Here is a 25,322-nt window from a genome sequence, read left to right on the forward strand (position 1 = left end):
GAATCCATTTACTACCCCAAGCAGGAACTTACTATGCAACACGTCACCCTGAACAACGGCGTCGTGATGCCGATCCTCGGCTACGGCGTTTTCCAGATTCCCGATGCACAGGAATGCGAACGCTGCGTTGTTGAGGCCATTGGCTCCGGCTACCGGCTGATCGACACAGCGGCCTCTTACCTTAACGAGGACGCAGTTGGCAGGGGAATCAAGAACGCCGGCGTACCGCGTTCCGAGCTCTTCGTGACAACGAAACTGTGGGTGCAAGATGCCGGCTACGAGCGTACTCAGCAAGCCATCGAAAAATCGCTGCGCCGTATGCAACTGGACTATGTGGACCTGTACTTGATCCATCAACCCTTCAGTGACGTGCATGGGTCATGGCGCGCGATGGAGGACGCGCTGAAGGCGGGCAAGGTGCGTGCGATTGGCGTCAGCAACTTCTTCCCGGACCGGCTAATGGACATCATCGCCTTCAATGAAGTCGTCCCGGCAGTCAATCAGGTGGAAGTCAATCCATTCCATCAGCAGCACGAGAGCGTCACCTTCATGCGCGACAACGGCGTGCAGGCGGAGGCCTGGGCCCCCTTTGCGGAGGGACGCAACAATCTTTTCCAGAACGAGGTACTGGTTGACATCGGCCGCAAGCACGGCCGCTCCGTTGGTCAGATCGTACTTCGCTGGCTGGTGCATCGCGGCATCGTCGCCCTCGCCAAGTCGGTCCGCAAGGAGCGGATGGAAGAGAACCTGCACATCTTCGACTTCGATCTTGACCCATCCGATATGGAGCGGATCGCGACCCTGCAAACCGGCCAAAGCAGCTTTTTCTCGCATCGAGACCCGGCCATGGTCAAGTGGATGAGCGAGCGTCAGCTCGACCTTTAAAGCGGATAATCTCAAGCGATGGAAAGCAGACGCACCGCCAACGTAGCTCCATGAATACAGTACATTGGCTTTCTCATGCACGGAAACTGGCCGGAGGAGTTTTTCCCGTGCTCCTCGCATCGTCATGCGGCGACGCCAGTGAAGTGAATTCCGCGGCAGTCGAAGCGACAGCGGATCATGCCTCCCAGGGAGGCAGTACTCAGCACCAACTCCCTCATCTGCGCACGGAAGATCGCCTCGGCGACCTGCTGAACCATCCCGCTTTTCAGGGCTTCAGCCATCGCATGTTGCCTTGGGATGGCCATGCTTATGACGAGGCAATGCGGCTGAAGGACATCCACCAGCTCCTGCCATATCACACGCATGTAGAGCCCGCTGTCGTCGTCGGCTCGCTTAACCGCATGGTCGACGACGCGAATGTCGGACGAACCGTTTTTTACGACTTCCATACCGAGGAAGAGAAACAAGCGAACCCAGCGTTGCAGCATACCGGCCTGTTCTTCTTTCGCGGCAAGCCCGGCGCGCCCTTCGCCGTCATCGCCCCTGGCGGGGGATTTGCCTACGTAGGCTCCGTGCATGAAGGTTTCCCATACGCGGATGAGATCAGCAAGCGAGGGTTCAATGCCTTTGTCCTGAAGTATCGAGCAGGTCATGGCGGCGGGGTGGCCACCGAGGATCTGGCAGCGGCGGTTGCGTACATCCTCCAGAACGCGCGCATGCTGCAGGTGAGCATCGATGGCTATTCGCTGTGGGGCAGTTCCGCTGGGGCACGGATGGCTGCCCAGATCGGATCGCACGGCACCGCACGATTTGGCAGCCCGCCATACCCCAAGCCTTCCGTGGTCGTCATGGCCTACACCGGCCATTCGGAGATCACCGCATCGGAACCGCCGACCTTTGTCGTCGTGGGCGATCGCGATGGCATTGCACCTCCCGCCCTGATGGAAACGCGGGTTGCTGCGCTCCGGCGTATCGGAACATCGGTCGAGTACCACAAGTATCCCAGTGTTGGCCACGGATTCGGCACGGGCCAAGGCACTACTGCACAAGGCTGGATCGGCCAGGCCATTCAATTCTGGACCAAGGAAATCAAGTACCCGCCATGATTCAACCCAGGAAAAAAATCGCAAGCTTCAGCGCACTGGCCACGTTGGCCGCCAGTGCCATTCTCGTGGTGGCCTGGCAGGCGGCGCATGCGGAAGCCACGCGCGTCACGTTTCCCAAGCTCGACGATCTGGTGCACTACACGACGGTCAGGCGTGGCAACGTGACCGAGCACATTTCAACCACGCGTGCGGCGATCGAGGCCATCCAGAAGGGGCAGCCTGTGCCGAACGGCACGTATTTCGTGCTCGCGGACTATCGAGACGAGAAGCTCTACCGCTACTTCGTCATGGAGAAAGGCCAAGGCTGGGGGGCGGATTTTGAGGAGCGCCGCCGCACCGGCGATTGGCAGTTCCAGTGGTACTGGCCCAATCAGCAAATAAACTTGAAGGAAAACACCGCACGTTGCATATCCTGCCACTCATCGCAGAAGGACCGGGACTATCTGTTCACTGCAAGGCGCCTGTCGGAGTTTCGCGGCAAGCCCGTAGAGTAGCCACGACGCACAGGAGCCTAAGTTGAATCCCGTTTTCCTACTGAGACTGGTCCTTGACTGTATCGCTGCCGCGCTGCTGCTATTTGCCCTCGCCTACTTCTGGCAAGGCAACGCGTCGCATGAATGGGCCGGCATCGGCATGTTCGTGCTGCTCGTCGTTCACAACGTATTCCATCGCCGGTGGTTCGCCGCACTCTCGGCGGCGCCACGACAGCGGCGCGGAAAGCTCAACATCGCTGCGACATTTATGCTCCTGGCCGGGATGCTGGCGCTGCTAGGCACCAGCATGGTGATATCCGAGACGATGTTTGCCGGTCTGCGCCTGGACGACGATTTCACGGCGCGACAAATTCATGCCGGTATCGCCTACTGGCTGCTGATCATCGTAGCTATCCACCTCGGCTTGCGCTGGCCGCTGCTCATGGCGGTCGCCCGCAAGCTGTTCGGCATCGCGCAGCCGAACGCGACCCGGACGGCCGTGCTACGCTTGATCGCCATCGGCATCGCGGCCCAGGGTGTATGGAGTGTGCTCGCCTTGAACTTGCGCTCCAGGCTCTTGTTCCAGATGTCGCTGGACTGGTGGAATTTCGAGGAGTCGGTCTCGGGTTTCTTTGGTCACTGCATCGCCATCGCCGGCCTGTGGATGTTCCTCACCTACTACACGATGCATTGGGTGCAGCGCCGCAAGCGCACGGCGTCGGCAGGAGGGCTTGTACCAGGAGGACTGGAAAGATGATGAGCGGCTCGAGCCCCCGGGCCGGAGCGCACCAGCGGCGCCCCCTCCGCACCAATTGCTTCTCAACGCGCCCGAAACGCGTCCAGAAATTCGTTGACGTCCTCCACCTCATCCAACCGCTGCGCCAAGGCCAGCATTCGATCCACGTTGCATTCGGGTAAACCTTCGTGCCACTTGTCCGCGAGTTCAGGCCACGTGGTCCCCCCGCGTTTGCTGTGACCGCGTGGGTAATCGACACGCGCGGACAGCGAGGCGCCGTCCACCGTGGTGATGGTTACGATGGAGCCGCGCCCATCAGGCTGGTCGCGGTCGAGATCCGGATGGCCACGCAATGTGATGCGCTGGCGCAGCCGCGCAAACGCTGCATCCGCCAGCACCTCGGGAAACGGCGATTCCCGTAGCTTCAGTCCTCCGCGCACCAGTGCCGCGCTCAACATGTCTTGCAGGCAGATATTGTGCATGTCCCGGTTGTCTACGACCTTCATCGTGTTGGTTGGCATACCGACGTCGACGGCCGCGATCTGCTCGACAAGAATACTGTGCGTAGCCACCAACTCGAGGGCAGCCTCCACGGGAGCATGGATCGGATAGCCGGCGTTCAGGAACTTGAAATTGGCACCCATGATGGCGAACTGGTCCCCGAGCCCACGGGTCACTGCTTCCTGCTGCCCCTCAGCGCCCCATGCATGCAGCACGCCATACGGCGCGCCGACGATGTCCTCATGGCCTTCCAGTCCTGCGCGCGCCATTAATGCCCCGCTCACACCTGCCGAGGCAAACTGGCCGTTGCACAGGGACTTGCTGATGTGCCGCTTCTCTGCATAGAACGAGGCCAGCGCGTTGGTACTGAAACTTGTAAGCGCCAGCGCGTGGGCATGACGGGTGGCGTCAAGCCCGAGCAGTCGGCTGGCCGCAGCGGCACAGCCGAACGCATAAAGGAAATCGGAATTGAGGCCGAAGCGGTCTTTGACTCCGTAGAGCTTGCCACAGGCTTCCACTATGCGCACACCAACGTCATACCCGAGCACGACAGCATTCACTAGTTCCGCACCAGTCGCCCGCTGCTTCTCGGCCATGGCCACAGCAGCGTGGACGATGCTGGCACCGGGATGCCCCCCCACCACATGCGCGCCATCGACCTCCTCGCCGTGGCCCGCAGCGCCGTTGGCCAGCGCCGCGTTGGGCGCGGACACGCGTTGGCCCGTCGCGTAGATGCGCGCTTCCGGTGGGCCCCCGGCCTCGCAGGCGTAGCGCGCACTGAGGTCGCCGGCGAGGCTGCGCCGACCGAAGTAGGAACATGCAATCTCATCGACGATCACCAGCTTGGCACGCTCCCGCACATTCGCGGGGAGCGCATCGGGTGTGGTGGATGCTGCGTAGCGAGTAAGCGTCGTAGTTAGAGTTTCAGTCATGATTCGCCTCAGTCAATCTTGATGTTGGCACCCTTGATCAGCTTGCCCAGTTCGTTCGCGTCGGAGCGCATCATGGAAGCCAGTTGTTCGGGGGTAGACACCAATGGCTCCACGCCAGCGTCCTCGAACTTCTGCCGGATCTTCGGCGAAGCTAGCATCTTCGAGATCTCGGCGTTGAGCCGGTCCACGATCGGCTTTGGCGTGCCGGCCGGGGCGAACACCGCGTACCACGACTTGTGGTCATAGGCGGGCAATCCGGCCTCGGCGAAAGTTGGAACCTGCTGAAGAATCGGGATTCTTCTCGAACCCGTCACGGCCAACGCCTTGAGCTTACCCGTCTTCACTTGCTGAGCGATTGCCAAGGGCGTCCACAAAGAGACCTGATACTGACCCGAAATGGCGTCAGTCAGCGCCGGGCCAGCGCCACGGTAAGGGATATGCAACATCTGCATTCCCGTCAGCAGTTTGAACTTCTCGAGTCCCAAGTGCGATGTACCGGCATTACCTGAAGACCCGTAACTGATTTGGCCCGGATGGGCCCTGGCATAGGTGATGAGTTCGCGCACCGAGTTGACGGGCATGGTCGGATGAACCGCCAGCACGAAGTGGGTGAGCCCCACCGCTCCGACCGGTACGAAGTTCTTGACGGGGTCATAGCTCTGCTTGGCCAACAGCGGCATGGTGAGGAAGGCGTCCGTTGCCACCAGCAAGCTGTAGCCGTCCGGAGCGGAACGGGATACTGCGTCCGCCGCCATAGCGGTATTCGCACCTGGACGGTTTTCCACCACGCCCGGCTGTCCCATGCTTCCTTGTAACCAGTCCGCAAAAAGTCGGGCGATGGCATCGGTGCTGCCGCCGGGCGGAACGCCAACCAGCACCTTGATGGGCTTGCTGGGATAGGCCGGCTGCCCGTTCTGTGCGCCGGCCAGCATGGTCTGGGTGGCAGTCAGGCCGGCGACAAGGACTTTCAGAACGGTGGTGAATCGAAACATGCCTGCCCCTTTTTGTTCGTATTTACGATCGATATATCGTATATACGTATTCGTTGCCACTCTAAGGGGCGGGAGTCACAGTGTCAATGTTGTTTTTCCCGGAGCTGCCGTGTCGACCAATGCGCACCCCAGTGTTACGAATTCGTACATGGAAGCGACGTGCGTGAGAGGTACCGCACGTGCTTGGAGACCAATATCAGATCGTGCCACCGTCGCGGCCGCACAGCCCGCGGAACGCCCTCACACATGCGCGATAACTGACTTTGGGAGCGGCTGCAAGCCCATAGTCTGCGGCTTGGCCTTCGCCTTGCATGGCATACAAGGACCCTAACGACCCTCAGCAGAAGATTTCTTGATCGGGACGCCGCCCCCACCCACACCACCAGAGCGAAGCCACTGCTTTCGAGTACGCACCAAGCGGTCACGCTTGAGCTTTCCCATCGTGGCCGGAGCGCTCGCTTGCATCCTTTGCAAGCCCATCGCCAAACCTCGTAATGGACCACCATGCAAAGTACTCAGAGGCGATTAGCCGCCGCACCCAATGCGTTTCGCACCGAACACAACGATATCGAATCGCCAAGTCAGAATCAGCCTGAAGACTCCCGTCCAAACCATCCCGCTCCAGCCAGCGATGGGGGGTATATCGACGTCTATCGAGGTTGAGGTCACTACAATCCAGGCAAGGTTCTCCGTCCCATTTCCTCCGTGGCATTGTTTGCTCCATCAAGCCAGGTCCCTCTGTCTGAGTTCTATTCCAGCGACGGACCACCGCCCAGAACAACGCATTCAGGGCCCGCTCATCGAGCGCCTCGATGGCATGTCTATTCAATTGCAGATGAGCCAGCCTAAGCACACCTAATTCTGCGGCGCATGCCAGCCATATCAGGTGACGTCGGCCTTCTGCCGCTCTAATATGCTTCTCCAAAACAGAAGCCAGACGTATCCTGTAGTTCCCGCCGCTCGCTTTACAGGCCTCCCTCTCGGCCTGCCGACGCGCGACTCTTACTTCCGCTAGCAACGCCGATATGCACTTTAATGGCTGGCTCTTCGTCATAGATCGCCTCGTGCATGCTTCATAAGGGTGCACTTCCTCACTTGTTGTATCTTAAAAAAGCCCAACCGTTCCGGTTGGGCCCCGAGACCCTGGCGAAGCGTTTGCTCCCGCCAGGATGGAGACATGGTTCGCCATTCCTCTGGCGCAAACCGATGGAAGCAGCAGACCTCACTATCCTTCCCCTCGCCGGCGGCAATCACTCACTTTGCTCAGTCGTTACCGTCGATGCGGCAGAGGATCCGATGCGCCAATCGCAGATGCGGACGGTCAAGCATCGCACCTCCAAAGCGGACAACACCCACATGTCGTGCTCTGTCGAACGCATCGACAACGCCCCGGGCCCAGGCGACTTCTTCTGGCTGCGGCTCGAACACCTTGTTAATGCTGGCGATATGCGATGGATGCGCAGCGGCTTTCGCCGAGAAGCCGTCTCGTTTCGCGAGCAGCGCCTCCGCTTCAATTTGAACTTCGCTGGACAGGTCTGTGCTCACCGCATCAATGGCCTGAACTCCTGCCTGCGCGGCTGCCAACAAGCAAAGCGTTCGCGCTACCGAGAATGGTGGCGTAAATGTTCCATCACTGACAGCTTGCAAGGCTCCGATATCCGCCGCCAAATCCGCTACACCCCACATCAACGCCGACAACCGCAGGGGAGGATTTTCATAGGACGATAATCCAAGCACTCCCGCTGCCGACTCGGTCGCCATAGCAATCACTTCAGTCTTGTGGCGACCTTCGAAGTACACCTGCTCCAACGCTTCAAGGTAGTCGCAAAGCCGATAAACATCGCTGATTCCCCTACACTTCGGCAGCACGACAGCGTCCGGAGCATGTGGAATTACCGCCTGCAAGTCCCGCAGAATATGCTCTGTATTCAGGGCATTGATACGAACACAAACGGCGGCACCTATCTCATCCCGCCTTGCCCGCAGGAAGCTTCCCAGTTGTTCTCGAGCTGAAGCTTTTTCCCCTTCGGCGACGGGATCCTCCAGATCGAACACAAGCGCATCTGCGCCGGAACGCAAAGCGGCATTAAGCTTGCGATCGCTATCGGCAGGCACAAACAACAACGATTTGAGTGATCCGGTTCGTCCAGAGAACATGTGTGATATCCCTTAGGTTCTTCAACGCTTCATTTTCTTCGCCATCCCCCCTCAATCAGATGCACAAGCGGCCGATCCGCCAAGTTGTGGCAAGGTCTTGGCGAAGTCACCAGTCGGCCGATTCAGACAATGGTCCGGCAACATCGCTGTCGGGCTGCCATACTCTCTCCCACAGAAGTTCGCGTCGCTGGGGGCGGTTGTCATAGTTCCGTGCGGGAGGCAACAAGACAATACGGTCGTCCGCGATAATGCGAACACCTCGGATCTGTCGCCCGCCGATCCGGCTGGGGTCAGATGCCATGTCAACTTCAACAACCAAGGTATCGCCATCAAATGAGTACGGGCCACCATATGAGCTATACCCACGTGTTCCATTGACTCCCTCTGAAGGGTCTCCATTGCACAGTGCCGCGAGCATGCGTCCGCTCACGAAAGCAATGTGTCCTATTGGGTTCGCCCCATAGGGTGGTGCGAGGACGGCGCCATGCTCATCCCAGGCGCGACTATCAACAAGTCGCCAGACACCTTCCAGTTTAATCATTCTGAAGCTCCTAGAGACCACAAGCACACTACCGAAGCAGCGGCGTCAGAACATCTTGTGCTGACGTGTCCCAGCCAGCTCGAAGCCGTTACGGCGCACCCCACCCGACTTTAGGCTTATTCCGGTTGGATGCCAGCCTCTGAGATTCTTCGCTTCCACAGGGCACTCTGCAGGCGCATAAAAGTCGAAAACTCGTCGACAGACGTAGGTTCGACGATCGAACCTGTGGTCTGCTCCAGGCGCGCCTTGACGGCTGGCTGCTCGAGGGCGGCACGCAATTCCCGGTTCAGCCTGTCGATGATGGGTGTCGGCGTTCCTGCCGGCGCCACTAGCCCCAGCCAGGCGAACAGTACGTACTCTTCTAGCCCGGAAACTTCCCGCAGCGCCGGCACCAAAGAAACAGCGTCGACACGCTTTGGGCTGGTCACGCCAAGAGCACGGATCTTGCCGGAATCAATGAGGGGCTTGGAAGCCGCGACATCGACAAAGGTAAAGTCGATTTGCCCCGCCATCAGATCTGTGAATACTTGTGGTGCGGTCTTGTAGGGCACCGGCAGAGCCTTGATCCGGGCCATGTTCAGCAGCATCGCTGCCGATACCTGACCTCCCGTATTGCCGTAACCGTAGCTCAGCTTTCCGGGGTTGTCGCGCGCGAACCGAACGAGATCCTGGCTGGATTTGAACGGCGAATCTTGCCTGACAAGGAGCGCCAGCGGATTGATGGTCATGCGCCCGATCGGCGCAAAGCTCTTGACCGGCTCATAGCGGAGCGTCTTATAAAGATACGGATTGGCTGAGTGGGTGGAGTTGGTGGCAACCAGCAGCGTGTATCCATCCGGCCTCGCGTTCGCGACGATCTCTGTACCAATCTGCCCGCTCGCGCCCGGCTTGTTGTCAATGACAATCTTGGCGTTCATGCCCTTTGCCATCTGATCCGCGACTATCCTCGTGATAACGTCAGTGCCCGCCCCGGCTGCGAACGGCACCACGATTGTGATCGGCTTGGACGGGTATGGGTCCTGTGCTTTTGCCACAGCAACGGCGGATAGCAGCGCCACCAGAACAAGGGCAGTTCGGGGTCCCATCCTTATGTCTCCTGAATTGCGATAGATTCAGCTATCGCTGTTTTAGTTACCTTCCGCCGCTTCGATAATCTGAAGCGCCTGAGTCAAGTGTGGCTTGTCAACCATCATGCCCTTTACCTGCACAGTGCCTTGACCTCCGGCTGCGGCAAAGGCAGCCACAATTTCACGGGCATGCTCAACCTCCCGCTGATCCGGCTTGAAACTCGCATTGATGATGTCAATCTGGTCCGGATGAATGGCAAACTTGGCAGTGAAGCCATCCTGGCGCGCACGCCGCACTTCCTGCTGCAGCCCGTCGGGGTCGCGGAAGTTCGCGAAAATGGTATCGATCGCCGGCGTGCTCGCGACCTTTGCGCCCAACAGACACAGGCTTCTGGCAAGTTGATATGTGAACTGGTACGCCGCATCGGCACCTTTGTTGGTCGAGGCGCCAACGGCCGTTGACAGGTCTTCCGCCCCCCATGTCAGCCCAGCCAGCCGGCCGCTGACATTGCGATATGAACCGAGTTCAAACATCGCCATGGGGGTTTCCGTTGCGACGGAGATGATTCGGATGGATTCTCCTTCGACGCCTTCCCGCCGCTCCAGCGCTGTCAGGTAATGCGCAAGACGCACGATATCGCCGCCGGCGTTGCATTTTGGCAGCAGTACCCCGTCCGGGGCACCTCCTACTACCTGCGCGATATCGTCCAGCATCTTTGCCGAGTCAATCGGGTTGATACGCACCCAGATCTGCTGGCGTGTACGGTCAGGGTTGGCCTGCAGGAACTCCCGCACCAATGCCCTGGCTGCGTCCAGGCGCTTCTCGGAAACGGAGTCCTCCAGGTCGAGTACCAGCGCATGTGCGTTGCTGGCCCGCCCTTTCTCCATCTTGCGCTCACTGTCGCCGGGTACGAAAAGGAAAGACTTTGGATTGAGCATGATTACCTCTGCAGCACGCGGTTATGTCAGGTCGCCGACTTCTTCAGCATCAGTGCCGTCCGGCGGCACCTGGCGACCAGGACGTCGTTCTGGTTGAACCCTCGATGCTCAAACACGACGATGCCCGCGTTGGGGCGCGACGAGCTTTCCCGCCGGCTCATGACCTCCGTCTCAACGCGAACCGTGTCGCCGTGAAACAGTGGCGCAGGGAACCTGATTTCCTCGAAACCGAGATTGCCGACGGTGGTCCCCAAGGTCGTGTCGCCCACCGAAACGCCGACGACGAGACCAAGCGTGAATGCGCTGTTTACGATGCGCTGTCCGAACTCGGTATTGTTGCGGCAGTACTCCTCGTCAATGTGGAGCGCTGCCGGGTTGTGCGTGAGCGCAGAGAACAGAACGTTGTCAATTTCGGTGACGGTGCGTCGGATCTCATGCTGGAAGATCCGCCCCACTTCCAGTTGCTCGTAGTATTGACCTGCCATGATTGCCTCGTCTCGTTTCTTTAGAAGTTCACGTTGTCTGCACCCTTAAGGGCAAGCATACTGCGTGCCTCGTCTGGCGAAGCGATGCTTAGCGACAAGCCCTCGAGAATCGTGCGCACCCGCCGGACCTGGGCAGCGTTGCTTTCGGCCAGAGTCCCCGGACCGTCCCACAAGGAATCTTCCAGACCCACGCGTACGTTTCCGCCCATGGCGCCCGCCATCGCCGCAATTGGCATCTGGAATCGCCCGGCGCCGAGAACCGACCAGATGAACTGGTCACCAAACAGGCGGTCGGCGGCCCGCTTCATATGCGCCACGTCTTCAGGATGGGTACCGATACCGCCGAGAATGCCAAAGACCGTCTGCACAAAGAAGGGCGGCTTAACGATGCCACGGTCGGCAAAGTGAGCAAGGTTGTACAGATGTGAGGTGTCGTAGCACTCGAACTCGAAGCGAGTACCGTTATCCGCGCAGGAAGACAGAATGAACTCGATGTCTTTGAACGTGTTCCTGAACACCATGTCACGTGTTGACTCGAGATACTTCGGCTCCCAGTCGTACTTGAACGTCGGGTACTTGCCAAGCAGCGGGTAGAGGGCGAAGTTCATCGATCCCATGTTGAGTGATGCCACTTCAGGCTTGAGTTGCAGTGCAGGCTGCAGGCGTTCTTCCACCGTCATGGCCGGAGAACCGCCGGTTGTCAGGTTGATGATGCCGTTCGATCTCGCCTTGATATTTCCCACAAACTCCTTGAACAGTTCCACCGACTGCGACGGACGACCATCCTTCGGATCACGCGCATGCAGGTGAACGATCGCACAGCCGGCCTCAATCGCGCCGACGGCAGCGTCCTCGATCTCCCGGGCCGTGATTGGAAGGTATTGGGACATGGTTGGCGTGTGGATGGCGCCGGTCACCGCGCATGTAATGATGACTTTTCTCTGCTTGGCCATTTGCTTTATCCTCGGTTGGCGTAGCGCTGTACAGCTGCGCCTTAGCGAATCACATTGGTTGTACGGAGTCGTTCGATCCGGTCTGCTGACAGCCCGAGCTCCTGCAAGATCTCTTGCGTGTGCTGCCCGTGCGTGGGGGGCGGAGATCCGGCCTCTCTGGCTTCATCGTTGAGCTTGAAAGGCTGCCCCACCGACCTGACCGGACCCACGTCGGGATGGACGTAGTCCACAAACATGCCGGTTGCTTCGGTGTGCGGATGCGCCAGCAATTGGCCGAGCGTATTGATGGGTGAACACGGCACGCCCACCATCCCAAGCTTCTCGTTCCAGTAGGCAACGGACTGGGTCGCGATAACGGCCTGCACCATCGCGATGGTCTGCGCTCGATTTGTAACCCGATCGGCGTTGGTCCGGAACTTCGGATCGTCGACGACCTCCTCCAAACCCGCAAGCTTGCAGAACTTCCTCCAGAGATTGTCGTTGGCGACGCCAATCATGATTGGGCCGTCAGCCGCCTCGAACGCCTGGTAAGGACAAAGCGACTCGTGGCTGGAACCACATTTTGGAGGCTGAACCCCTAACTGCCAGTAGCTCTGCAAGTTATAGCGCTGCAGCGCCAGCGCGGTTTCGAGCAGCGAGACCTTGATCGTGCCTCCCTTGCCGGTGACCTGCCTCTCGAGAATCGCCGCCAGGATGCCGATGATGGCGTGGGTGCCAGTCATCTGGTCGATGGGAGAGATGGGGCTGCGGATATATCCGCCGCCTTCATCGCCGGTCATCGACATGACGCCGGCGAAGGCCTGCAGAATGACGTCATAACCGGGGGCGTTGCGTAACGGGCCTTCGCGACCAAAGCCGGAGATGCTGCAGTGAATCAGCTTCTCATTGACGCCTTGCAGCGTCGCAGCGTCGATGCCAAGGCGCTCAGCGACTCCGGTGCCGAAGCTTTCGATGGCGACGTCGGCCTGCCTGGCCAACTCGTGCACCAGCGCACGCCCCTCCTCCGTCTTCAGATCGACCGCAATGCTTCGCTTGTTCCGGTTGACGCTCAGGAAGACCGCACCAAGCCCTTCGCCCCGGAACGGCGGCCACCCACGGGTTTCATCCCCCAATCCAAGCGACTCGACCTTGATTACGTCGGCACCCAGGTCTCCCAGAGCCTGTCCACACAGTGGACCGGCCAAGACTCTAGATAGGTCCAGGACCTTGATCCCGGTTAATGGTTTCATACTGTCTCCAGCTTACATGTCCAGCTCGCGCATTTCGCAGAACGACTTGCTGCCTTGCATACCGGACGCCGACGCGCGGCAGGCGCTAGGTTCGGATTTCAATACGACTTGGGCAGATCAAGGACTTTTTCAGCGATGTAGCACAGGATCATCTGCTCCGACACGGGTGCCAGCCTGTTCAGCAGCACTTCGCGCAGCAATCGCTCTACGTGATACTCCTTCGCATAGCCCATGCCGCCGTGCGTCATCACTGCCTGCAAGGCAGCCTGATAGCCGGCCCGCGCGCCGAGGAACTTGGCACCATTCGCTTCCGCCGCACACGCCTCGCCTCGGTCATACAGTTCCGCCGCTTTCGAAGCCATCAGCAGCGCCGAGCGCAGGTTGAGCCAGCATTCCGCCAACGGATGCTGGATGGCCTGGTTCTGTCCGATTGGACGATTGAACACAACGCGATCGCGGGCATACTGTGCGGCACGCTGAAGTGCGTCTTCCCCAATGCCGATCGCCTCGACAGCCACCAGAATGCGCTCAGGGTTCAGGCCATCAAGCAGGTAACGGAACCCCTTGCCCTCGTCCCCGATCCGATGCTCATCCGGCACAAACAGATCATCAATAAACACGGCATTCGAATCGACCGCGGCACGCCCATGCTTAGGAATGCGACGCACCTCGACCTTGATGCGATCCAGGTCTGTGTAGAACAGCGTGATGCCGTCGGTGGGCTTGGCACACTCCGACTTCGGGGTTGTTCTGGTAAGCAGGAGGATCTTGTTGGCCACCTGCGCGGTTGTCGTCCACATCTTGCGGCCGCTAACCCGGTAACCGCCTTCCACCTTGCGTGCGAAGGTTTTGATACTGGTCGTGTCGAGGCCGGCGTCAGGCTCTGTCACGCCAAAACAGACCTGATCCTCGCCGCGGACGAGTCGCGGCAGCCAACGCTCCTGCTGCTCCGGCGTTCCGTGCACGACGACAGGGTGCGGGCCGAACATATTGATGTGGATCGACGATGCCGCGGTCATGCCGCCACCGTGGGATGCCACGGTATGCATGACGATTGCCGCTTCGGTTACCCCAAGCCCCGCTCCGCCATATTGCTCCGGCATCGTGACGCCCAGCCACCCGTCAGCAGCCATGGCCTGGTGAAATTCCCTCGGGAATCGCTCCTCTTTGTCGCAAGTCGCCCAGTAGTCGTCACCGAAGCGCTTGCACACCGCCGCAACGCCGTCACGAATCGCAACCTGCTCCCCGCTCAACTCAAACATGGCCGCCTCATCGGTTATTGGTTAACCAATTGTCGTCAGCTTGAAGATGGAAGTCAATGTCATTCTTTGGCGCATAACGGATTCCCGCGTTTACCCCAAGTCTTGACGTTGGCATAGGGTAGGCCGAAGGCCGGATTCTTCGGGTAATCCTGGGCATCTAGGGCCGGGTAACAGCACAATGGATAACATTTTCTGTCTCTGACCGGCGCTTCCCATTGCGGTCGCTACAGGTGGAATATCTTGTGCCTTAAGCACAGATTCGAAAGGTTGACATTTGACATGATCGAGGTCACAGTGTGTTGACAGGCAGCGCAACTGGCTCGTGCATCCAGGAGCCCACCGCAACAAATCGACAAGCTCTCAGGATGAACTCCCACCGGAATCCCATGGACGTTTCCTTATCCGTACCCAGCCGCCGCGCCATCACGCGCGAGCTTGCCAGCTATGCTGCAGATTCCCGGTTCGCCGCACTCCCGGACAATGTAAGAAGGGAAGCTGCACGCGCGTTCCTCAATTGGATCGGCTGCGCGCTGGGAGGTTGCCGTGAGCCAGCCGTGGCCTTGGCGGCTGCCACGGTGGCCGAATTTGGCGGGAGCCCACACGCGTCCATCATCGGGTTGCAACAGCGCACGGATGTCGCGAGTGCGGCCTTCGTGAACTGCATCAGCTCGAGCGTTCAGGCCTTCGACGACGCGCATCTCGCAACCGTGACCCATCCGAGCGGGCCGGCAGGGTCTGCGCTGTTCGCCTTCAGCGAAAAGTGCAAGGTGTCGGGCGAGGACTTCCTCAACGCCTTCGCTTTGGCGATCGAGATCGAATGCCGTCTGAGCAACGTCCTGGTATTGCCGCCGTCGCAATTCAATGTTGGCTTCTATGTGACCGGGCTCACCGCACCGATTGGCGTTGCCCTCGGTCTCGGCAACCTGCTCAAGCTCGACCGTCAAAGGATGAACTGGGCGATCGGCCTGGCTGCGTCGCAGTCGGCAGGGTTTCGGGCGACGCACGGCACGATGACAGCGCACTTCCGCCCCGGTCATGCGGCACGCTGCGGCGTCTGGGGCGCCATGCTCGCTGCCAAGGGTTTCACCGGTGACGACTATTCCCTGGAAGCAGACAAGGGCTTTTTCGACGTCTTTTCTGCCCACGCAGATCTCAAGCGAGCGGTCGATGGCCTCGGCCAACACTTCGAGCTTCTGTCAAATACGTATAAGCCCTATCCCTGCGGGATCGTGATACATCCGACGTTGGATGGCTGTTTGGAAATCAGGCAGGCATGCAACGCCGACGCGAAGGTGGCACAGGCTACGCTGAGGGTGCACCCGTTAGCGCTCTCGCTGACTGGCGTCCGGACTCCTGGCACACCGCTCGAATCGCATGTCAGTCTGTATCACTGGGCCGCCGCTGCGCTGGTGCGCGGGGCCGCCGGACTTGCCGAGATGCAGCAGGACTGCATCGATGATCTGGAGATTGCGACGCTCAGGGCACAGATCGAGGCGATCCCCGACGCGACAATCGGCCGCGGCGAGGCCATCGTGGAGGTGAGGCTGACAAACGGTCAGACCATGCGGTCGCATATCCGGGATGCGCGCGGCAGCGTTGCAAGACCAATGACGGACGAGGAACTTGACGCGAAATTCAGAGCGCAAGCCAGAATGGTGCTTGCTGACGAGAAGGTGGAGGCGCTGCTCCAGCTTTGCCGCGACTTGGGGAAGGTGACGGACGTTGGCAAGGCGATTGGTGCTGTATTGCACGGTTGAGCGGCCAATCCATCCAGAAGCGAGTTCCGAGGAAATCGAGGCGAGCCAGCCATCTGGAGCACGTGAAGAGCCTCGGGAGCGCGCTGATATAATGTGGTCAACCACAGACATCCACACGCAGAGGCTGACAATGCAGGACTCGAGACCGCGCAAGCAGCGCGTAACCGTTACACGCATTTCGGTTCCAAAGCCGCAGGTTGTGCTTGCCAACTCATTGCGCGAGAGTATTCTCCGCGGGGATATTTCCGAGGGAGATGCTTTGCCCTCCGAACGGGAGCTTGTGGATCAGACCGGACTCACCAGAGGCGCAGTTCGGGAAGCGCTGCGCACCTTATCGGTCGAAGGTCTGGTTCAGACCAGTCATGGGCGTTTCGGCGGTAGTGTCGTCACGCTGCCCGGGCAGGAGTCGATGGCAACGGCGGTCAGCCGATTCGTGCAGGGGAGGAAGGTGCCCCTGCGCACACTGCAGGAGACGCGTGAGGTTCTGGAGCCGTTCCTCGCCCGACAAGCCGCCCTCCGACGCACCGACAAGGACCTCGAACTCCTCAAGTCGTTACATAGCGAGCTGATTGCGTCGATAGAAAATTTCAAGGATTTTTCGGTAATCAATATCAAATGGCACAATGCTGTCGCTGCCGCAAGCGGCAATGATCTCCTCGCGGCGCTGCTCTACGCGATATCCCACGGGGTTCACGTCGCCACCTCGGCCGAGGAATACGATACTCCGGAGACCCGCAAGCAGGTCATTCGCATTCACTCCCGAGTCAATGATGCGATTGAAGCGCGCAATGCTGAACAGGCCGAACGTAGTATGCGCGAACATATGGTCGCCACCCATGGGCGCCCCCTGGCGCTTGCGCAAGCTGACATCCTTTTGTCTGAGGAGGAACCTCCGGCAAAGGGGAAAGCATCGGCGACCGCACGGCAAACCAGGAAAAAATAGCGCACGCACGAATTGACGAAGATCCGGACAAAAAAAATCCCAACGCACGCTGGGATGTGAAGGCCTGGCGCCGCGCTGATAGCAGGAACCAGGCTGGAGATTTCGCGCACTCAGAATCTGTGACGGACCCCGACGGCTGCACCGAACTGATTGTCGCTGCCTGGCGAGAGGAAGTAACCGCTGGCAAAGCCATTTGCGGAGGTATCGAAGTTCAACCCTGAGTGCTTGGCATATGCAGTCGTCATATAAACGTCGGTACGCTTAGACAGACTGTAGAGCGCCCTGAAGCTGACTTGCCATGGATTTGCCGGACTCATCGCCGCAGCGGTGGGGCTGACCCGCACCGTTTTCGGATTATCGTAGTAGTAGCCAAGGTCCATGCTCAGTGCGGAAGTCGCTTTGTAGCCGACGCCCACAAAATAGAAGTCATCCCTGAACAACGTTGCGCCCGCAGAGTTCTTGGTATCTCCCCAGCGGTATCCAGCCACAAATTTCGCCGGACCATACTTATAGCTGACGGCCGCCCCCGCCTTCTTCGCGCTACCTGCGTTACCCGTAGTGACTGCCGGATTCCACTGATCGTAGGCAATGGTGGCGCCAAAGGCACCGCCAGCGTACGTCACGGATGCGCCGTAGCCGCTGTTATCACGGAAATGACCCGCACTCTCCCCCGCCCCACCGGCAACGAGCGCCGTAGAACCGACGGAACCGGTGCCAGCTCCGAATGTCCAGTGAGCCACCGCAGTCACGGGACCAAAAACCCCCTGATACTTGACGGTATTGTCCGACCGGTAGTTAGGGCCCAGCAACAGCGCCGAGGGCTCATACAAGGGAGCGTAAGCAAGGGGCGTGAAATTCGCGAAGGCTTCGAAGATTGACGTGTATTGGCGACCGAGGGTAAGTCGACCAAGGCTTTTGCTTTCCAGGCCGACGAATGCCTGACGGCCAAACAGGCGGCCACCTTGGGACATATTTCCATTGTCAGCGCCAAAGCCACTCTCGAGTACAAACATTGCGTTTAGGCCGCCACCCAGTTCCTCGACCCCGCGCAGGCCCCAGCGCGATCCTGACATGCCACCGCTATTTACCAGCGAGAATCGATCACCGCCAGGCCTTTGGGTAATAGCACCGCTTACGGGATCAATTGTCGGCGGCCCGCCTGCCAAGTGATTGACGTACTCGATCGGCGTATCCACCACACCGTAAAGAGTCACTCCTGACTGTGAATGCGCCGCTGCCGAAACGGTGCACAGCGCTGCCAATCCAATCTTGATTTTTTGTATGCTCACAAGTCCTCCTCCTTGAAACTCTTCTGACTGACGGGAATCAGCCCAGAGCGACCGCTCTGCCCACACTTCCAACCTCCGCTCCTGCTTGCCCTTTACCTCTGTTCGACACCGACACGGCACCGATTCCAGGTATCAGCAAGTTGAGCGAGCAGACTTTCGATTATGGTTAATTATTAACCATTTATTTGGATAGAATGACTGCACGCGGAATGCTCTCTCCTATGGCTTTTTTCTATGGATCACCGTTCCTACACGACTAAGCGCACGTCGAAGCTTTGCGGCGAAGGTAGGAAATCGCGTGGCGGACCCAGCGGCAGATACCCGGCGGTAGATCTCCCGGGACCGAGGCCTGGGCAGAAAGGGGCGCTACCGCAGCTGGGAATTAGCGATCAGCCGGCATCATCCTTACCAAAGTTTCCTTCGGCAGCCGCCTCCCAGTTCTTCTCATGCCTGCTCATCATGGCCGACGGACTGCTCTTTGCGAAGTGGGGTGTGGTTGCACTCACTCCGGCGTCGATAGGCAAGATCACTCCGGTCACCCAACGCGCCTCATCGCTCGCAAGGTACAGAATGCCGTAAGCGACATCCCAGGCAGTACCCTCTGTCTTGATGGCACCCGCATTACGGCGAATCTCGCGTACCGAGTCCGGAACCTCCCCACCCGAAACCTGGACAGCCGCCTGGACCACCGGCGTGTACAGGAACCCTGGACAGATGCAGTTCACACGAATGCCATCGGGGCCATGATTTCCAGCCATGGTACGGGTCATGTTCAGCAGTGCGCCCTTCGAAGTCGGGTAAAAGAGGTTGGTGTGACCACCTTGCAAGCCAGTGATCGACGAGATGTTGATGATTGAACCTCCCCCACTCTTCTTCATCTCGGGCACGGCATAACGCACCATCAAGACCATGGAGGTCACATTGATCCTCATGCCGCGATCCCACGCTTCCAGATCAACCGTTGTCGCGTCGCCAGCAATGCGGGCGGTACCAACATTGTTGACAAGAATGTCGAGACGGCCCCAGCGTTGCACTGTCGCTTCCACAGCGGCACGACATGATTCAGGGTCCGTGACGTCGCACTTCATCACCAGGCACTCCCCGCCCTCCTCTTTGATCATGCGGCCCGTTTCGGCGGCGGAAGCTTCATTGATGTCGAGCAGCGTGACCTTGGCCCCTTGCCGGGCGAGCATGATCGCAGCGGCACGACCGTTTCCCATGCCTTCTGCCACCGAACCGGCTCCTGTCACAATCGCAACCTTGCCACTTACGCGCTCGCCTTTCTGTTCAATCATCTTTCTCTCCATTTCTTTCACCATCCTCGAATGAGACTACACGCCCTGGAAGCGACCCCGTGGTTCTTCCTCAATTGGCGTAATCCTTGCCGATCCGGGCGTCGCGGCGTGGGAAGGCCAGTCGGCCTGGCACCCTCACGACATCCTGTAAGTTCTTTTTGCTGTTTCGCTGAACAGCTTTGCTTTCTCTTCAGGGGAGCAGTTCGCCGTGATCGTCTTGAACACGTTCCAGATCATTTGATAGTCGCCGGCAATCTGGTCCACCGGGAAGTTGGTCTCGAACATGCATCGATGCGCACCGAAGAGTTCTATGCAGGTCTCTACATATGGCTTCCAGTCCGCCACCAGATCGCCCAGGGTCGGACGCGTGAGGCGCCCCTCATAGCCAAACCCGGTGCGCCTGCCAGCCAGGCCGCCCAGCTTCATCAGGACGTTCGGTCGCCGGGCCGCTTCCGCCACCATTCGCTTCCAGTTGGCGAAGTTTTCACGGGTCGCATAAGGTCCAACGCCAAGCAGTCCACCGCAATGGTTCACGACCAGCGTGGCCGTCGGAAGCGCGTCGGCGAGCGCGCAAAGTTCCGGCAACTGCGGATAGTACTGCCAGGCGTCGTAAACCAGGTTGCGTTCGGCGAGCCGGGCGACACCAGCGCGAAAATCGGGGTCCAGCAGAAGCCCGCGCGGAGCGAATGGACGTGTGCCGCTGTTCACTGACACGTCGGCATCCCAGATCGCTGTTCCCCTGATCCCACGCAAGCGGCCACCACTGGCTGTATCCAGCGCCTCAAGGACTTCGTCGACGCGGTTTCCGAGCGTAAGGTCTGCAGCACCGACAAAGGCCTGGCAGCAGCGAGTTGGGCCGAATGCGCCGCTCGCACTCATCGCCGCCATACCTGCCACGAACTCGGCTTCTCCTACCGGCCGCATAGCCTCCGGTCCATGCTGGCGATGCATGGCGCCGCCCTCAACGTAGACGGATGCCACGACCCGATGTCCGCTTTTCTCAATATCGGCGTGGAATGCATCAACCAGATAGCGAGCCGCATGCGGGTGCCATAGGTGGTGATGGCTGTCGACGATCGGCAAGCCTGGATCCATCGCTTCTCGTGCCGTGGATGCTCCTGATGGCTCGAGCGCATCGGATGTTGATTTCATATGAGCCATTCCGAGTCCTCTACCCTTCCTCTCCATGCTTGCTGTCGCTTCGCGCAGGGGGGTCGCGGCGCAATACCTCGCAAATGTCCTTTGGGTCTACCTGGATCTCCACACCGACGCGCTCCTGCGGCAACAGCATGACCGAACGGCAGTCGCGACCTTCCCAACCCCGGCTCATCGCTTCCTGGATATCGGCGAGCGCCAGATTGGCGAAGCGCATTGGCACGCCGACTTCCCGACCGAGGGCCGTCGCAATCAGCATGTCCTTATGGATGATCCTTAGCGCCGCACTTGGCGAGTCGTAGCTTGCGGGCAGAAATTCGTCGATCAGCCCGTCGAACGTGCGGCGGCGACCAATCGATCCTTGCCGGATGGCCTGCCACAGCGCCAGCGGCTCAGCACCGGCCTTGACGCCAAGCACGAATATTTCCGCAATGGCTGCCTGCGTGGTCTGGCTCGTGCAGTTATGGACCAGTTTAGTGATAAGCCCTGCGCCGACGCCCCCGACATGAACAGGGTGGTCACCCATTGCCTTCAACACCGGTTCATAGCGCTGGAAAATGTCCTTGTCACCGCCCACCCAGATGGCTAAGCGGGCCCGTTGAGCGCCACGTGCCCCACCGCTGATCGGCGCGTCGAGCATGTATGCCCCACGCGCGGCGAAAGCACTATCAAGGCGCCTGACGAGATCCGGCGAGTTAGTCGACATCTCGAAATAGGCGTGACCAGGCCGGATCCCCGCCAGCACGCCATCGGGCCCGAGCGCAACCGCCTCGATCTGGGACAGGCCGGGCAGGCATGAAAAGATGACTTCGCATTGCTCGGCTAATGCGCGCGGTGTCTCCGCCCAGATTGCGCCTGCCTGCACGTGAGTCTCGGTCGCCTCGCGCCTCACGTCATTGACGACAAGCCGATAGCCGGCCTTCTGCAGGTTGGTCGCCATTGCGGCACCCATAATACCGAGGCCGATAAAGCCAATGGTCGGCTTTGACTGATCGTTCATAGTTCGTCATCCAGTTGGATGTGACCGAGTTCATGCAGCATCGGCCTTGCGACGAGGGCCGCAGACAACGAGGCCGGGAATCCAGAATAGAAGGCGAGGTGCGTGATCACCTCACTGATCTCCTGAGCAGTCACACCATTGTCAAGCGCCTTTTCCATATGCGAGCGCAGCTGGTCGGTTTGCCGCATCGAGATCAGTGCCGCGATGGTGATCATGCTGCGGTCTCGCCTGGAGAGTTCCGGGCGATCCCAGATATCCCCGTAGACAGTTGTCTCGATCAGTTCAACAAGCTTTGGCACGACCGGCCTGATCTTGTTCTTGGATGAAGAGGGATTTCCCATGGTCGTTTACTCGATGTGGTAGGCGCGTCAGGCCAAGGAGCTTTCTGACCCCTTATGCTCGTGCCCTCACTGGACAACAATCTTCTTGGCGGCAGCGATACTCTTCCAGACGGACAAACTCTCGCGCACGCGTCGGCCAGTCTCCTCCGGAGAAAGCGGCCTCGGCGTGGCACCATCGGCCATCTGCAGGTCGGCCACCTCCTTGCTTTTGGAGACTTCATTGATTTCCCGATTCAGGTACTGGACCAGAGGCGCATGCATTCCACGAGGCGCAAACACGGCGGTCCACGTGCTCGCCTCAAACCCGGGCACCGCGGAAGCCATGGGAAGAACCCCTGGAAACGCCGCGTTCGGCTGGCGGGAGGTAACGCCGATAAGCCGCACTCGGCCGGACTTGACTTGCCCCGCCAGCGTCGTGTAAATGCCGACAGTCATTGCGATCGTTCCGGATGCGAGATCCGTCATGGCAAGCGAGGTTCCCTTGTAGGGGATGTGCCGCATCTGGACTCCCGCCGCTTCGTTGATCAGCTCCGCGGTCAGGTGGCCGATGGTTCCCTGCCCTGCGCTTCCGTAGGGCAAGCCGTCAGGATCCGCGCGTGCGGCGGCAATCAGATCCGCTGGCGTCTTGATGTTTGTCTTGGCAGAAGTCGCCACCACCATCGGCCCCTCGCCCAACAGCGCGACGGGAAGTAGATCCGTCTGCACGTCCAGGGGCCTGATCGACGCTGTGGCCGCACTGGTCACCAGGCTCGCCGTCGTCAGGAGCAGCATGGACCCATCGGCCGGGCCTTTCGCCACCGCAGCGGCACCAATCAGCCCTCCGCCGCCTGGCCTGTTCTCGACAATGACGGTCGTGCCGAGACGCTTCCCCAGTTGCGCAGCCACCGCCCGCGCGAGGATGTCCGTGCTGCCACCGGCCGCAAACGGAACCACAAGGCGTACCACGCGAGGCATTGCTGGCTGCTGCCCAAACACCGAAGGTGTTGAAAGGACGAGCGCCGCAAACAGCGCATAGGAGATTCTTCGCATCATCTTTGCCTAAGTGTGAGAACAGGACCGTCATTGGTTAACCAATTGTATGCTTACAAGCTTTGAACGCACAAGGTTAACCATTCACGTGGTTTACCCGGCTGTCGGCTAAAGATCGCTCCAAACACGTGGGAATGACGGAAAAATTCCGAAAAACAGTGCCGTAACGCCGCGGACGCCCGCCTAAGCATCCACTTTTTATCTTCAACGTCTGTCCAGAAGCTTATTGGTTAGCCATTTAACACGGAAGCAAGGGGGCCGGTCACTTTGCGCTGTGGCCCGCCGCGGCCAGCCCCTGAAAGCATCACCTGCTTCTGTCAGGCAGAAGGAGTTCGCACGCTCAGTCGAGCCCCTTCGCGCTAAGAAACTTCGACATCAGATCCGCGATCTCGATATTGTTCAGGTCAGAGAATGGAAAGTGCGTATTACCACGAATACCGATGTCCGGCAGATGCACGACAGTCACGTCACCGCCGCGACGGTTCACGGCTTCCGCCCACAGCCTGGCCATCGCGAGACGAACGCGCCATTGGTCTCGGCCCCGCTCCGTTGTCGGCTCCTTGGGAATATAGTCGCCGTAGTAAATTGCGATCGGGATACGTGTGAGTTTCATGAACTCCGCCAGCGGAACACCATTCGCCCCGAATGCGCCAGCAGCACTGGGCATGGGCGGCGGCACCTCTCCCTCCGGGAAGGGAAAGTTGCTTCCAGGCTCATACGACACGACTGCGCGGACGTTTGGATTCTTCATTGCGGTATACCAGCCAACACCACCGCCCTGAGAATGGGTCACCAGAATGCCCGGCCCGATCTTGCTGAACAATGCGTTCATTGAGTCGGACACCACCTGAAGATCGAACGGGCCGGTGTTAGGCGTGACCTGACGGAAGTACTGATCCAAAGCCTTCGGATCCCGGGAAAACTGGACACCCGGAAAGTAGTTCGGCCAGACACCGACGCGGAACGTGTCATACCAGGTCTGCTCATCCGTCGCAGGCGTCAGCGTGGCACCCTGTGTACTGCGCCCGGCGCCGCCGCGACGCGGCTGATCGATGACATACGTGCTGAAGCCACGTCGCAGGAAGATGTTCTGGAACCCCTCCCGGCCATCCGGGGTCGTTTGCCACGTCTTGGCGAACTGCGAGTTGCCATGCAGCAATGCGAGCGGGTATTTCCGGGAACCTGCGGGAATCTGATAGAAGACATAGGCGTGGTCCCCATGCAGCGTTTGGCCTTCTGGGCTCGCCTTCGTGTGATCGTAGTTGCCAGGCGTCGTGACAACGGTACCGCCCACCGCGAAGCTGCCTTGCTCCTGGATCATCAGCGGCCCGGGCTTGACGGTTGCGGCAGCGGTGGACGGTCGTACCTGAGCATGGGCCACTGCCGCGACCATGGAAACGGTCGCTGCAAGCAGACAGCGTCTAGTCGTTGCTGAAAACATTTTGTCTCCCTGTAGTAGGTTCTGTGTCTTGCAAGGATGCCGTCAGGTCATCGTGAAGCCGCTGTCGACCGCCAGGATCTGGCCGGTGGTCTTACGCGATTCGTCTGATGCGAAATAGAGCACCGCGTAAGCGACGTCGATGGGATCAAGCAGCCCCAGGATGTGCCGCTGCGCAACCTCCGGGCGGGCATTACCACCTTGCCGACGCTGCACAATCCGCTCCGTCAGCGTGGAACCAGGCGCTACCGCATTGACGCGGATCTGATGCTCCGCGAGATCCATCGCCATCGAACGGGTCAAGGCAGTCACCGCGCCCTTCGCACTGGTATAGGCCGCACGGTTCTTCGTTCCTCTCAACGCCGTGATCGAGGAAGCGTTAATAATGGAACCCCCGCCACGCTTGATCATTTCCGGCACGGCATAGCGGCACCCCAGCCAAGTGCCGAACAGGTCGATGTCAATCTTTCTGCGAAACTCCTCGAAGGGCGTGGTGGTAACGGGCCCGTCCTGGAGCGTGGAACCGCCCACATTGTTGTAAAGGATGTCCAGCCCGCCGAAAGCTTCAACGGTACGTGCGACTGCGCTCTCAACGCTTTCCGGGCTGGATACATCGGTGCGGATGAAGATGGCCTGGCCGCCCTCGCTTTCCACCTGCTGTCGGACGGATTCGCCGGTATCGGCATTGATCTCGGCAATCGCGACACAGGCGCCTTCCCGGGCAAACAGCTGCGCACAGGCTCGGCCGATACCGGAGCCGGCACCAGTAATCAGTGCGACCTTTCCTTTGAGTCTCATGGCATTCCCTTCTGGTTGA

Annotated in this window: 23 protein-coding genes and 1 pseudogene; 6 read left to right on the forward strand and 18 right to left on the reverse strand. The window is 59.6% G+C overall.

Translation table 11 applies throughout. From position 1 onward, the window contains the following. Positions 1–33: 33 nt before the first annotated feature. The 4 genes from AC3WL8_RS28125 to AC3WL8_RS28140 all read left to right on the forward strand — a co-directional run bounded on the left by AC3WL8_RS28125 (position 34) and on the right by AC3WL8_RS28140 (position 3,221). Positions 34–885: an aldo/keto reductase gene (locus AC3WL8_RS28125; protein WP_492379281.1), complete on the forward strand. Its 852-nt coding sequence runs from the start codon at positions 34–36 to the stop codon at positions 883–885. A 107-nt stretch (positions 886–992) separates the two neighbouring features. After that, positions 993–1,991: an alpha/beta hydrolase gene (locus AC3WL8_RS28130; RefSeq protein ID WP_492379282.1), complete on the forward strand. Its 999-nt coding sequence runs from the start codon at positions 993–995 to the stop codon at positions 1,989–1,991. Continuing rightward, positions 1,988–2,485 (forward strand): cytochrome P460 family protein, encoded by a 498-nt coding sequence (locus tag AC3WL8_RS28135; protein WP_492379283.1) that lies wholly within the window; start codon positions 1,988–1,990, stop codon positions 2,483–2,485. The genes AC3WL8_RS28130 and AC3WL8_RS28135 overlap by 4 nt, the downstream gene beginning before the upstream one ends. A 22-nt stretch (positions 2,486–2,507) precedes the next feature. After that, positions 2,508–3,221: a DUF4405 domain-containing protein gene (locus AC3WL8_RS28140; RefSeq protein ID WP_492379284.1), complete on the forward strand. Its 714-nt coding sequence runs from the start codon at positions 2,508–2,510 to the stop codon at positions 3,219–3,221. Positions 3,222–3,283: 62 nt separating this feature from the next. On the opposite strand, the gene AC3WL8_RS28145 is transcribed toward AC3WL8_RS28140, so the two are convergent. From AC3WL8_RS28145 to AC3WL8_RS28190, 10 genes and pseudogenes are all read right to left on the reverse strand, one after another. Further along, positions 3,284–4,633, reverse strand: a complete 1,350-nt coding sequence (locus AC3WL8_RS28145; RefSeq protein ID WP_492379285.1) for an MmgE/PrpD family protein — start codon at positions 4,631–4,633, stop codon at positions 3,284–3,286. An 8-nt stretch (positions 4,634–4,641) separates the two neighbouring features. After that, a complete protein-coding gene (locus tag AC3WL8_RS28150; RefSeq protein WP_492379286.1) occupies positions 4,642–5,625 on the reverse strand; it encodes a Bug family tripartite tricarboxylate transporter substrate binding protein in 984 nt (327 codons plus the stop codon). 1,263 nt (positions 5,626–6,888) lie between these two features. Continuing rightward, on the reverse strand, positions 6,889–7,782 hold the full coding sequence (locus AC3WL8_RS28155) for an HpcH/HpaI aldolase/citrate lyase family protein (RefSeq protein WP_492379287.1): 894 nt from the start codon (positions 7,780–7,782) through the stop codon (positions 6,889–6,891). Between the two features lie 106 nt (positions 7,783–7,888). Continuing rightward, a complete protein-coding gene (locus tag AC3WL8_RS28160) occupies positions 7,889–8,323 on the reverse strand; it encodes a lipocalin-like domain-containing protein (protein ID WP_492379288.1) in 435 nt (144 codons plus the stop codon). A 116-nt stretch (positions 8,324–8,439) separates the two neighbouring features. Then, positions 8,440–9,408 (reverse strand): Bug family tripartite tricarboxylate transporter substrate binding protein, encoded by a 969-nt coding sequence (locus AC3WL8_RS28165; RefSeq protein ID WP_492379289.1) that lies wholly within the window; start codon positions 9,406–9,408, stop codon positions 8,440–8,442. A 42-nt stretch (positions 9,409–9,450) separates the two neighbouring features. Beyond that, the gene (locus tag AC3WL8_RS28170; RefSeq protein ID WP_492379290.1) at positions 9,451–10,329 is read right to left on the reverse strand and encodes an HpcH/HpaI aldolase/citrate lyase family protein; all 879 of its coding nucleotides are present in this window, start codon (positions 10,327–10,329) and stop codon (positions 9,451–9,453) included. A gap of 26 nt (positions 10,330–10,355) precedes the next feature. Next, positions 10,356–10,820: pseudogene (locus AC3WL8_RS28175) on the reverse strand (MaoC family dehydratase); the annotation flags it as partial. Between the two features lie 14 nt (positions 10,821–10,834). Then, a complete protein-coding gene (kce, locus tag AC3WL8_RS28180) occupies positions 10,835–11,767 on the reverse strand; it encodes a 3,5-dioxohexanoate:acetyl-CoA acetone transferase (protein WP_492379291.1) in 933 nt (310 codons plus the stop codon). Positions 11,768–11,808: 41 nt separating this feature from the next. After that, positions 11,809–12,996, reverse strand: coding sequence for a CaiB/BaiF CoA transferase family protein (locus AC3WL8_RS28185; protein ID WP_492379292.1), 1,188 nt, complete (start codon positions 12,994–12,996; stop codon positions 11,809–11,811). A gap of 98 nt (positions 12,997–13,094) precedes the next feature. Further along, the gene (locus AC3WL8_RS28190) at positions 13,095–14,258 is read right to left on the reverse strand and encodes an acyl-CoA dehydrogenase family protein (protein ID WP_492379293.1); all 1,164 of its coding nucleotides are present in this window, start codon (positions 14,256–14,258) and stop codon (positions 13,095–13,097) included. Positions 14,259–14,644: 386 nt separating this feature from the next. Between AC3WL8_RS28190 and AC3WL8_RS28195 the strand changes: the two genes are divergently transcribed. Next, positions 14,645–16,015 carry an MmgE/PrpD family protein gene (locus AC3WL8_RS28195; protein ID WP_492379294.1) on the forward strand — a complete coding sequence of 457 codons (1,371 nt, stop codon included), beginning with the start codon at positions 14,645–14,647 and terminating at the stop codon, positions 16,013–16,015. A gap of 130 nt (positions 16,016–16,145) precedes the next feature. Next, a complete protein-coding gene (locus tag AC3WL8_RS28200) occupies positions 16,146–16,958 on the forward strand; it encodes a FadR/GntR family transcriptional regulator (RefSeq protein ID WP_492379295.1) in 813 nt (270 codons plus the stop codon). Between the two features lie 110 nt (positions 16,959–17,068). Here AC3WL8_RS28200 and AC3WL8_RS28205 read toward each other — a convergent pair whose 3' ends face one another. The 8 genes from AC3WL8_RS28205 to AC3WL8_RS28240 form a co-directional block, all read right to left on the reverse strand. After that, complete coding sequence (locus AC3WL8_RS28205; RefSeq protein ID WP_492379296.1) at positions 17,069–18,247, reverse strand: porin; 1,179 nt, start codon at positions 18,245–18,247, stop codon at positions 17,069–17,071. 389 nt (positions 18,248–18,636) lie between these two features. Further along, a complete protein-coding gene (locus tag AC3WL8_RS28210; RefSeq protein WP_492379297.1) occupies positions 18,637–19,542 on the reverse strand; it encodes an SDR family NAD(P)-dependent oxidoreductase in 906 nt (301 codons plus the stop codon). Between the two features lie 135 nt (positions 19,543–19,677). Beyond that, complete coding sequence (locus AC3WL8_RS28215; RefSeq protein ID WP_492379298.1) at positions 19,678–20,694, reverse strand: amidohydrolase family protein; 1,017 nt, start codon at positions 20,692–20,694, stop codon at positions 19,678–19,680. Positions 20,695–20,713: 19 nt separating this feature from the next. Beyond that, positions 20,714–21,697, reverse strand: a complete 984-nt coding sequence (locus AC3WL8_RS28220; RefSeq protein ID WP_492379299.1) for an NAD(P)-dependent oxidoreductase — start codon at positions 21,695–21,697, stop codon at positions 20,714–20,716. Next, positions 21,694–22,038 (reverse strand): carboxymuconolactone decarboxylase family protein, encoded by a 345-nt coding sequence (locus AC3WL8_RS28225; protein WP_492379300.1) that lies wholly within the window; start codon positions 22,036–22,038, stop codon positions 21,694–21,696. Before AC3WL8_RS28225 ends, AC3WL8_RS28220 begins: the two co-directional genes overlap by 4 nt. A 66-nt stretch (positions 22,039–22,104) precedes the next feature. Further along, a complete protein-coding gene (locus AC3WL8_RS28230) occupies positions 22,105–23,070 on the reverse strand; it encodes a Bug family tripartite tricarboxylate transporter substrate binding protein (RefSeq protein WP_492379301.1) in 966 nt (321 codons plus the stop codon). 337 nt (positions 23,071–23,407) lie between these two features. Further along, positions 23,408–24,508: an alpha/beta hydrolase gene (locus tag AC3WL8_RS28235; RefSeq protein ID WP_492379302.1), complete on the reverse strand. Its 1,101-nt coding sequence runs from the start codon at positions 24,506–24,508 to the stop codon at positions 23,408–23,410. Between the two features lie 42 nt (positions 24,509–24,550). After that, positions 24,551–25,303 carry an SDR family NAD(P)-dependent oxidoreductase gene (locus AC3WL8_RS28240; protein ID WP_492379303.1) on the reverse strand — a complete coding sequence of 251 codons (753 nt, stop codon included), beginning with the start codon at positions 25,301–25,303 and terminating at the stop codon, positions 24,551–24,553. Between the last annotated feature and the right edge of the window lie 19 nt (positions 25,304–25,322).

It is taken from the genome of Cupriavidus sp. FW305-F7, from assembly GCF_058782875.1.